General features: G+C 36.9%; 8 protein-coding genes, 3 tRNA genes and 1 riboswitch. Of the genes, 8 read left to right on the forward strand and 3 right to left on the reverse strand.

All coding sequences use genetic code 11. From position 1 onward, the window contains the following. The first annotated feature begins 90 nt into the window (after window positions 1-90). From PB1_RS09790 to PB1_RS09800, 3 genes are all read left to right on the forward strand, one after another. Window positions 91-969 (forward strand): carbon-nitrogen hydrolase family protein, encoded by an 879-nt coding sequence (locus PB1_RS09790; protein WP_003352222.1) that lies wholly within the window; start codon window positions 91-93, stop codon window positions 967-969. After that, window positions 923-1,636, forward strand: a complete 714-nt coding sequence (locus PB1_RS09795) for a GNAT family N-acetyltransferase (protein ID WP_050979096.1) — start codon at window positions 923-925, stop codon at window positions 1,634-1,636. The genes PB1_RS09790 and PB1_RS09795 overlap by 47 nt, the downstream gene beginning before the upstream one ends. A gap of 172 nt (window positions 1,637-1,808) precedes the next feature. Further along, a complete protein-coding gene (locus PB1_RS09800) occupies window positions 1,809-2,480 on the forward strand; it encodes a hypothetical protein (protein WP_003352224.1) in 672 nt (223 codons plus the stop codon). A 133-nt stretch (window positions 2,481-2,613) separates the two neighbouring features. Here PB1_RS09800 and PB1_RS09805 read toward each other — a convergent pair. After that, a tRNA-Arg gene (locus tag PB1_RS09805) sits at window positions 2,614-2,687 on the reverse strand. A 244-nt stretch (window positions 2,688-2,931) separates the two neighbouring features. On the opposite strand from PB1_RS09805, the gene PB1_RS09810 reads away from it, so the two are divergent. Continuing rightward, window positions 2,932-3,567: an FMN-dependent NADH-azoreductase gene (locus PB1_RS09810; RefSeq protein ID WP_003352225.1), complete on the forward strand. Its 636-nt coding sequence runs from the start codon at window positions 2,932-2,934 to the stop codon at window positions 3,565-3,567. A gap of 479 nt (window positions 3,568-4,046) precedes the next feature. On the opposite strand, the gene PB1_RS09815 is transcribed toward PB1_RS09810, so the two are convergent. After that, window positions 4,047-4,134: transfer RNA gene (locus PB1_RS09815), tRNA-Ser, on the reverse strand. A 148-nt stretch (window positions 4,135-4,282) separates the two neighbouring features. Next, a tRNA-Ala gene (locus PB1_RS09820) sits at window positions 4,283-4,355 on the reverse strand. Window positions 4,356-4,612: 257 nt separating this feature from the next. Continuing rightward, a riboswitch (cobalamin riboswitch) is annotated at window positions 4,613-4,806 on the forward strand. A gap of 141 nt (window positions 4,807-4,947) precedes the next feature. Here PB1_RS09820 and PB1_RS09825 point away from each other — a divergent pair. From PB1_RS09825 to PB1_RS09840, 4 genes are all read left to right on the forward strand, one after another. Continuing rightward, entirely contained in the window at window positions 4,948-7,236 is a 2,289-nt protein-coding gene (locus PB1_RS09825) for a ribonucleoside-diphosphate reductase subunit alpha (protein WP_003352226.1), read from the forward strand. A 103-nt stretch (window positions 7,237-7,339) separates the two neighbouring features. Continuing rightward, window positions 7,340-8,386: a ribonucleotide-diphosphate reductase subunit beta gene (locus PB1_RS09830; protein WP_003352228.1), complete on the forward strand. Its 1,047-nt coding sequence runs from the start codon at window positions 7,340-7,342 to the stop codon at window positions 8,384-8,386. Between the two features lie 10 nt (window positions 8,387-8,396). Continuing rightward, entirely contained in the window at window positions 8,397-8,831 is a 435-nt protein-coding gene (locus PB1_RS09835) for a flavodoxin domain-containing protein (protein ID WP_003352229.1), read from the forward strand. A 302-nt stretch (window positions 8,832-9,133) separates the two neighbouring features. Continuing rightward, a complete protein-coding gene (locus PB1_RS09840) occupies window positions 9,134-9,835 on the forward strand; it encodes an MgtC/SapB family protein (protein WP_003352230.1) in 702 nt (233 codons plus the stop codon). Window positions 9,836-10,273: the final 438 nt, after the last annotated feature.

Consider the following 10,273-nt stretch of genomic DNA (forward strand, 5'->3'; position numbering starts at 1 on the left):
AAAAGTCAGTACTTGTGAAAATGTAAAAAATGACTCATAATCACAATAGAGAAATAAAATAATGCATAGAACCATACAGGGGGGATTGAGTTGAAAATTCGCGTTTCAGCTGTTCAGTATCATTTGCATACAATTAATTCGTTTGATGAGTTTGCAAGACAATGCGAACATTATATAAAAACTGCCCAGGAATTTGATGCGGAATTTATTCTTTTCCCTGAATTTTTTACGACACAGCTTTTATCGATCGGAAGCAAGGATGGAAAAGGGTTGCCAATCGACAAATTACCTGATTTTACGGAGCAATACCGAACTCTTTTTTCAAACTTTGCTAAGGAAACAAACATGCATATCATTGGCGGCACCCATGTCATTCGCAGAAATGACCGTCTTTACAACGTAGCTCATTTATTTTATCCGGATGGAAGAATCGAAGAGCAGGCAAAGCTGCACATCACGCCGACAGAGGTTCATGAATGGAATATGGCGCCGGGTGATGACTTCCGTATCTTTGACACAGAGAAGGGAAAAATTGCTCTCCTTACTTGTTATGATATTGAATTTCCGGAAATCGTCCGGATGGCAAAAGCAAAAGGAGCGGACGTTATCTTCTGCCCATCCTGTACGGATGACCGCCACGGCTTCCACCGTGTGCGCTACACCAGCCATGCAAGAGCAATTGAAAATCAAGTGTATGTCGTTGTAACGGGAACAATCGGCTCCTTGCCGACTGTTGATTTTATGCGCGCTAATTTTGGTCAGGCGGCTATTATTACACCGAATGATATTCCTTTTCCGCCAAAGGGAATCTTGGCAGAAGGTGAAATAAACGACGATATGATTATAACAGCGGATCTTGATTTAGAACTTCTGTATGAAGTGCGTGAGCGGGGATCTGTGACAACATGGCGCGACCGCAGAAATGATTTATATCCGGACTGGGAGGGAATCGAAGTTGAAAGATCGTAACATTTATTACCGCAGTGAAATATATGTGTATGATCAGGATCGCCCGTTGCCGGCTGTAGTTCGAAACTATACGGAGAAAGATTTTGATGACCTTATTCAAATTCAATCTGAATGCTTTCCTCCGCCGTTTCCATCAGAATTATGGTGGAATAAAGAGCAGTTGAATAATCATGCTACCTTGTTTCCGGAGGGAGCATTGTGCATCGAAGTGAATGGTGAATTGGCAGGGTCACTCACTGGCCTTATAACGGATTTTGACCCTGAACACCCGAACCACACGTGGGAAGAAGTTACCGATAACGGCTATATCCGCAATCATAATCCAAATGGAAATACATTGTATATTGTTGATATCAGCGTCCGCCCTAAATACAGAAAGCTTGGGCTCGGAAAAATTATGATGCAGTCAATGTACCATGTCGTGATTCAAAAAGGGCTTGACCGGCTGCTCGGCGGTGGGCGGATGCCCGGCTATCACAAGAAGGCAGACGAAATGTCAGCTGATGAATATTTGCAAGCAGTTGTCAAAGGAGAATTGAAAGACCCTGTCATTACGTTCTTGCTCCGTTGCGGCCGTATGCCAATCGGGGTTGTGGAAAATTATCTGGGTGATGAAGAATCATGTGGATATGCCGCATTAATGGAATGGAAAAATCCATTTAAATAAAGGTTATATTGAACGTTTGTTCTATAACAAATATGGAAATCAATAAGATTGATAATTTGCTGTAAATGTACGAAGCTTTTGATTTTAACATCGAGCAACTTAAGGATTTTCTAAAAACATAAAATTTTTAGAAAAGAGCGTAAAAAAAGAATTATGCATTGGGGGATGACATATGGAATATGTACGTATAACAAGCATTGAAGATCCGTTGTTTTCAAAACTTCATAATTTAATGAAAGAGGTATTTCCTCCTGAAGAAGTGCTAGAATTTGATCTATGGAAAGAACCGTTAGAGGACCCTGATATCCGAGTATTTGTAGCGGTTCATGAGGATGAGGTAGTTGGAGCGACGGAATACCGCTACTACAAAGACTGGAACATTGCGATGACAGATTTTACGATTATTGGGAAACCCGGCTTAAGCCTTGGCCGCTTTCTTGCTCAAAATCGTTTAAAAGATTTGCAAAACTTAGCAAAAGAAAACGGAAATGAATTATTTGGAATGTTTGCTGAAATTTACGACCCTTACCAAGTAGAAAACTATCAATTTGGCGGAGTAAAACCGATGGATCCTTACGTTCGCCGCGAGGTGCTTTCACACCTTGGCTATAAACGCCTTGACCTTTCATATGTGCATCCTTCATGGGAGAATAACGGAGAGGCGGTTTCGGGACTGGATCTTTGCTTTATGCCGATGGACGAAAGTGTAACAGAACTTCCGGCAGGCTTGGTAGCAGATTTTCTTACTACTTATTATTCTGTGCTTTCGTCTAAACCGCAGGAATGGGTAAAAATGATTGAAGATATCCGTTCACGTGAAACAATTGCTCTTTTGCCTTTGTAATTAAGTTTTCGGAGATTGGTTTCAATCAAAAAGGGCCTGACAAATTGAGTCGGGCCCTCTTCGTTTTTTTAAATAAAAAGAGGCGGAAATTGGTAATATCCGCCTCTTAATTTATTATGTAAATTTAATAAAGCGTCCCAGGAGAGATTCGAACTCCCGACCTACAGTTTAGGAAACTGTTGCTCTATCCTGCTGAGCTACTGGGACATCAGTTTTTTATTATAATAGCTTAGACAGTAAAGATCAAGACCTTACACGATTTGTAATTTCAGGCAAATCCTTTTTATGTTTTCTGATACAAAAGTGTTGATTAGAAATTAAAAATTTAGTATTATTTATCTCGAATTAAAAATAATTTAATTCAAGATAAAATATTTTGACTGTTTTTTAGTTTTTTAATGAAAACTAAATTGTCAAAAAAAAATTTAATTAAAGAAAGGTGAGAAACATCATGGCAAAAGTTTTGTACATCACAGCGCACCCGCTCAATGAAACACAATCCTTCAGTTTGGCAGCAGGAAAAGCATTTATCGATACTTATAAGGAAGTAAATCCGAACGATGAAGTTGTTCATATTGATTTATATAAAGAAAGCATTCCGCAAATTGATGCCGACGTTCTTAGCGGTTGGGGAAAACTTCGATCCGGCCAAGCCTTTGAAGAACTTTCTTCAGAAGAGCAAGCAAAAGTTGGGCGGCTTTCAGAACTTTGTGAACAGTTTATCGCAGCAGATAAATATGTATTTGTAACACCTTTATGGAATTTTTCATTCCCTCCAGTAATGAAGGCATATCTTGATTCAGTTGCTGTTGCTGGAAAAACTTTTAAATATACGGAACAAGGACCAGTTGGTCTATTAACAGATAAAAAAGCATTGCACATTCAGGCGCGCGGCGGTATCTACTCTGAAGGTCCTGCAACTGAATTGGAGATGGGACACAGATATCTTGACGTTATGATGAAATTTTTCGGTGTGCCTTCTTTTGAAGGTCTATTTGTTGAAGGGCATAATGCAATGCCCGACAAAGCTCAAGAAATTAAAGAAAATGCAATTGCCCGAGCTAAGGACTTAGCCCAAACATTTTAATGCGGCCATTTAACAAGAAAAAAAATAAAACACCTTAAAAATGAAAAGGTAAGCAAATATTAGTTATGATTAATTTATTTGCTTACCTTTTTTTCATTAAAAGCTAATAAACTATGGGGAGCACCGACTGTTCTGAATTTCTTATCACGAATTTTTAGATTCCTTTTTGTAAGATACGACAAGATCTAGATTGCCTGTTTCCTCGTATTCCACAAAAATCTTATTGCCCCAACCCATTTAACCATCATTTGGAATTTTTAAACCGTAAGTTAATAGTCTTAATCTAGTTAAATGCAAAAAAATAGGGCTGACTCAAAAGTATAGGGTAAGACCCCTCCAATCAATATATAGACAATCATTAATAAATCGATTTTATATTTTTATTGTTGGAGGGGGTCAGACCCTTATGAGTCAGCCCCATTTTCTATTAAATAATAAAAGACAGTGGCGTTTTGAACGCAAAAATCGTTTGCTACAAGCGGAGAAGGTGAGATTCGAACTCACGCAACGGTTGCCCGTCCTAGCGCATTTCGAGTGCGCCCCCTTAAACCACTTGGGTACTTCTCCAGAATGATAGATATGATTATTTCTCCCAAATAGCATATTATAAATAAAATTTCATCTATAAAGTCTTGGAAAAAATGTACTTTTCAATCCCATCTACAATAAAAAACACCCATTCAATTGAATTGGCGTTTCATTTTAAACTATTAAGTGGAGCATAGCGGGCTCGAACCGCTGACCTCTTGCATGCCATGCAAGCGCTCTCCCAGCTGAGCTAATGCCCCGTATAAGGTACAAAAGATATTATAGCGGCATCTTGCTTTTTATGCAATAGTAAATTTCAATTCAAGAAGAATCGTATATTCTTTAAAAATTATGACAATTGGTTTTTTCGTCGTTTTTTTTACAGCAGAGTTTGACAACAACCTTGACAAAAATTTAACAAATGAAGTCAAAAATACTTGAAAAAATAAAGCAGTTACTTTAATATTGAACTTACATCTATATATTGTAATAATCAAAGATGACAAATACTATATATTGTGTTGCCTTAAAATAAGATGCCGTTAGGCTTAATAGGGAATCTGGTGAGAATCCAGAACTGCCCCCGCAACTGTAATTGCTGACGAAATGAGCAGACCACTGTATAAGTAAGCTTTGTAGGTGCTTATATGGGAAGGGCTCAAAGTAGGAGGATGCATAAGTCAGGAGACCTGTCTTATTTTAAGATGTTTCAACTTCTTCGGGGATTGAGAAGATGAAACGGTGGCGACAGAAGGAATAGGACTGGTTTTTTCTTTCCTGCATACCTTTTGATGCTATCGTTTCATCCGCTCAAAATCCTTGAGCGGATTTTTTTATTTAGGAGGGAAAATTTTGAGTACAGAAACCTATTCAGAACTTCATTACGTGTTGGAAGCTGTCAACCAGGCTGTAAAGAAATATGATATCGATGCAACTGAAATCATAAAACGAATAAAAGAACTGAACGCAACTGAGTCTGAGACAAATCAACAGGCTTTATTTTATGCTTTAAATCACATTACGATGGATCAGCCTAATTGGACGTTTGTCGCGGCCCGTTTATATCTTAATGAATTATATGAAAAGGCAGCAACTAATCGATGCTATGACCGTTCTTTAAAGTATGGAGATTTTTATCAGCTCATTAAAGTATTAACCGAAAAAGGGATTTATTCTAGTGATCTCCTGTCCTATTATACGAAAGATGAAATCGATGAGTTGGGAAAAGAGATCGATCCTGATCGTGATCATTTATTTAATTATATAGGACTTTTTTTACTTGCTGACCGATATCTGGCAAAGGATCACGATCAGAATATTTATGAGCTTCCACAGGAACGATTCTTGATTATTGCCATGACCCTTATGAAACTCGAAAACCAGTCTATCCGATTAGACCTTGTTAAGGAAGCGTATTGGGCATTAAGTAATCTTTATATGACAGTAGCCACCCCTACATTGTCAAATGCCGGTAAAAGCTACGGTCAACTTTCATCATGCTTTATTGATACGGTCGATGATTCTCTCGATGGCATTTATTTGAATAATTGGGATATCGCAAGATTAAGTAAAGACGGGGGCGGAATTGGAATCTATTTTGGAAAAGTACGGGCACTGGGTTCCGATATTAAAAAATTTAAAGGGAATTCTTCAGGGGTTGTACCATGGATCCGTTTAATTAATGATACTGCCGTTAATGTCGACCAATTGGGGCAGCGGCAAGGGGCCGTGGCTGTTTATCTTGATATATTCCATAAAGACATCATGAACGGATTTCTTGATTTAAAAACGAATAATGGAGATGAACGCCGAAAAGCACATGATATTTTCACAGGTGTGACAATACCGGATTTGTTTATGGAAAAGTTGCAGGAGGTAGATGAAAACGGAAGAAGCATCGGGCTATGGCATACATTCTGTCCTCATCAAGTCAAACAAATCATGGGATGGAAAGATGAACATGGCACCCCCCTCGGACTTGAAGATTTTTATGATGAAAAAGATAAAAAGTATTTTACAGAGAAATACGAAGAAGCTGTCAATCACCCACTTTTGCCCCGTAAAACTTATCGTGCAATGGATATAATGGCCCGTATTATGATTTCGCAGTTGGAAACAGGAACGCCTTATATGTTTTACCGTGATGAAGTAAACCGGCAAAACCCGAACAAGCATTTATTAGGTGAAGGACGAACTTCCATCTTTTGCAGTAATTTATGTACAGAAATTGCTCAAAATATGTCTGCGACAATGATCATAAAAGAATATCAAGATAAGGACGGAAATATCGTTATCGTTCGTAAACCAGGGGATTTCGTTGTTTGCAACCTGTCCTCTATTAATCTTGCAAAAGCTGTTCCAGTAAATGTGTTGGAGAGTTTAATCCGTATTCAAGTCAGAATGCTGGATAATGTCATTGACATAAATACGATTTCGGTAGGTCAGGCACAACAAACAAATAAAAAATACCGAGCAGTCGGTTTGGGAACATTTGGCTGGCATCACCTTCTTGCTCTTGAGGGGATTCATTGGGAGTCTGAAGAGGCTGTTCAATATACAGATAAACTTTATGAAGATATTGCATTCTACACCATCCGTACTTCCATGGAACTTGCAAAGGAAAAAGGAGCATACAGCCAATTTATAGGTTCTGAATGGCATACAGGTCTTTATTTTGAACGAAGAAACTATGTTTCAAGCCGCTGGATCAAATTAAAAGAAGACGTAGCCAAATATGGAATTCGGAACGGCTGGCTGATGGCAATTGCACCTAATTCATCAACTGCGAAAATCGGCGGATCAACAGATGGGATCGATCCTTTATACGCAGTAGAATACGCTGAAGAAAAGAAAAATTTTAAATTTAAAGTAACCGCACCAGATTTGAATCATGTTACCTACAATTATTATCGACGTGCAAGACATGAATTAGATCAGCGATGGAGCATTAGACAAAATGCGGCACGCCAGCGCCATATTGACCAATCGATCAGCTTTAACTTATATGTGCGGCATGATATTAAAGCAAAAGATTTACTAAACCTCCATCTTGAAGCATGGAAGCAGGGCTTAAAGACCACATACTATGTAAGAAGCACATCACAGGCAGAAATAGAAGAATGCGAAGCCTGCCATAGCTAAAACTTAAACCATAGCCAAACCTATTCGCTTAAACTTTAAAGGATAGAGGGGGCTGTCCTTGGACAATCCCCATTTTAAAACGTTTTACGGGAGGGACTTTTTGATGAACTTGCATTCACCATTAAAAAGAATTATGCTGCTTAATCCACAGCATCCAAATAAATCGACAGGTATAATAAATGGGGAATGTTCCGGGTTATTAAACTGGAATGATATCGCTTATCCTCAAATGTATAAATTATATCAAACATTACTATCGAATTTTTGGAAAGCTCAGGAGATCAACATGCAAGATGATATCAAGCAATGGGATCTCCTCAGTAAAATTGAACAGGATGTTTTTTTGCGCATCAACACACAATTAGCTTCTCTGGATAGTTTGCAAACACCTACAATGAGCCATGTAATGGATTATGTCACCGATTCCAGCTTTAAAGCCATTTTCGCCGTTATTTCTCAACAAGAAGCAGTTCACAATGAGTCGTATTCTTATATCTTAAGCTCACTTGTCCCCTTAAGTGAACAGAACGACCGCTTCAATCAAGCAAAAAATGATCCAATTGTACAAAAGCGAAACCAACTTATATTAGATACATATGAAAGCTTCCGCGAAAATCCTACACCATTAAATCTGTTTAAACTTGGTGTAAATTCTATTAATCTTGAAGGCATTTACTTTTATGCAGGATTTGCCTTTTTCTATAATCTGGCCCGACAGCAAAAAATGTTGAAAACGAGTACAATGATTAGCTATATCCAGCGGGATGAAATGCAGCATGCCTATTTTATTTCCCAATTTATTCGAATTCTATTAACAGAAAACCCGGAATTAAATACAGCCGAAAATATTGATTATATTTACAATACGATTGAAAAGGCCGTTCAACTTGAAAAGGAGTGGGCACATTTCATCTTAAAGGATATAGACGGTATTGATTTGTATGAATTCGACGCCTACATCGAATATCTGGCTAATAAACGTTTGCGTCAGCTTGGATTGCAAAATCTTTATAAAGACAGGGACAACCCAATGCCATGGATCCACGTATTTAGTGATGAGATGATCAATGAAACAAAATCGGACTTCTTTGAACAAAAATCTAGAACGTATACAAAAGTGACTCAATCAAACGGTTTCGATGAATTATAGGTGTTGAAAGATGAACATAGCCATCGTTTATACTTCTATAACAGGAAACACAGAAGAACTGGTAAGCATAATCCACCAGTTCTTTCGGAAATATCCTTTAAATATTTCAATATATTCTATTGATCAGTTTCCAATTAGTCATTTAAATCAATTTCATGCAATTGTAGTTGCAACCTATACATGGGGGAACGGAGATATCCCTCAAGAGATGATAGAACTATATCGAGCCTTTGAGAACCAAGATGTAAAAAAGGTGATTACTGGCGTGGTCGGGACCGGAGATCGGTTTTATCCTAAGTTTTGTGGCGCAGTTGATGAATTTAGAGATATGTTATATGTTCGCACAAATTTAGCTGCTACTTTAAAAGTAGAGCTGATGCCGCAATCGCAAGATATAGAAAGATGCATAAAGTTCGTTGACAGCATTGTAAAACGATTAATTTAAAATAATCATAATACGTACCTGCGTGAGGAAGTGTACGTTGCAGTGGGTTTTTCAATTTTTGTCATATAAAAGTATATAAAGGAATATTTTGAACAGGAAAAACAAAATCCTTTATTCACTTTTAAATAAAGAAAATGGAAGGAGCTTCTTTCATGTATCGTTAAGTTTTTGTGTTTTTACATACCATTCTTTACTATCGAGAAAAATATAACAGAAATCATAACTAATTAAAAAGCTTATCACTGTAATTATGTTATATATTAATAAAATAGATTTAAAAACAGGTTAAAGGGGGAGTGAAAGTGAATCATATAGCCGATTCGATTATAAAAAATGAAGTTTTGATAAGATTAATATTTGCAGGATTTGCAGGTTTAGTCATTGGATTAGAAAGAGAATTAAAAGGAAAGCCTTTAGGTTTAAAAACATGCCAAATTGTATCGGTAATGGCTTGTTTATTAACGATTGTATCTTATGAGTCCGCTTTTCTTTATTCTAAAGAATACTCTCGTCCAATGGATCCCGGGCGCATACCGTCGTATGTCATTAGCGGTATTGGTTTCTTAGGGGCAGGAGTGATTTTACGAAGGAGTAATGAAGCTATATCAGGATTAACAACTGCTGCATTAGTTTTAGCTTCTGCAGGAATTGGGATAGCTATTGGTGCTGGTTTTTACGTAGAGGCGTTGTTAGGTGTTATTTTTATTATCATTGGGGTAAAAATCATCCCTTTTCTGTTCGAGTGGATTGGACCAAAAAAGTTAAGTGAAAAAGAAATCAAATTCAAGTTAATCATTGATAAGACAACGGATTTAACCAATTTATTGAAAGAAATGAAAAGCAGGAAAATTGGGATAAAGCGAATTAAATTAAAAGAAGAAAAGGATGACGTTACGGTCAGTGGTATTATCACTACAAATAAAAATGTCTATACAACAGAAGTTTATCACCAATTGAAATCCTTAGCCGGGGTTACTCAGGTGGAAGTTGAGAACTTGGAGTAAAAAATGGATAAAAAGTAATGACATCAAATTTTTTTGTATTTTATAAAGTAATAATTTCAAAGGAATCAACTCTTTTTTCGAAATTTTTTGTGGATAATGTGAATAAATTTATGAACACTTGTGGATAAATTGTTGATAATTTGTGGATATCAATAAATATGTTCTGTCGGAAAATGAGGAACAGAGAAAGACTTGAATTGAAATAGAGTGAAAAGAAAAAAATTATATTGGTATTTTTAAAAAAGTACATTGCAAACATTTTGTTCACGTGTTATATTAGATTTCGTCCTCATCGTGAGGATTAATTCAAAAATCAAAAAAACAAAAAATTTGTTGACAAGCTTGAAATTTTTATGTTATATTTAAAAAGTCGCTTTTAACGACGGGCAAGAATTGTTCTTTGAAAACTAAACAAACAAAAGCGTCAACGTTAATTCT

The organism is Bacillus methanolicus PB1, from assembly GCF_000262755.1.
GTDB classification, from domain to species: Bacteria; Bacillota; Bacilli; order Bacillales; family Cytobacillaceae; genus Bacillus_Z; species Bacillus_Z methanolicus.

Coding starts and splice junctions, on each gene's coding strand:
- PB1_RS09795 (WP_050979096.1), top strand. CDS start 923: ATGATTTATATCCGGACTGGGAGGGAATCGAAGTTGAAAGATCGTAAC.
- PB1_RS09800 (WP_003352224.1), top strand. CDS start 1,809: ATGGAATATGTACGTATAACAAGCATTGAAGATCCGTTGTTTTCAAAA.
- PB1_RS09810 (WP_003352225.1), top strand. CDS start 2,932: ATGGCAAAAGTTTTGTACATCACAGCGCACCCGCTCAATGAAACACAA.
- PB1_RS09830 (WP_003352228.1), top strand. CDS start 7,340: ATGAACTTGCATTCACCATTAAAAAGAATTATGCTGCTTAATCCACAG.
- PB1_RS09835 (WP_003352229.1), top strand. CDS start 8,397: ATGAACATAGCCATCGTTTATACTTCTATAACAGGAAACACAGAAGAA.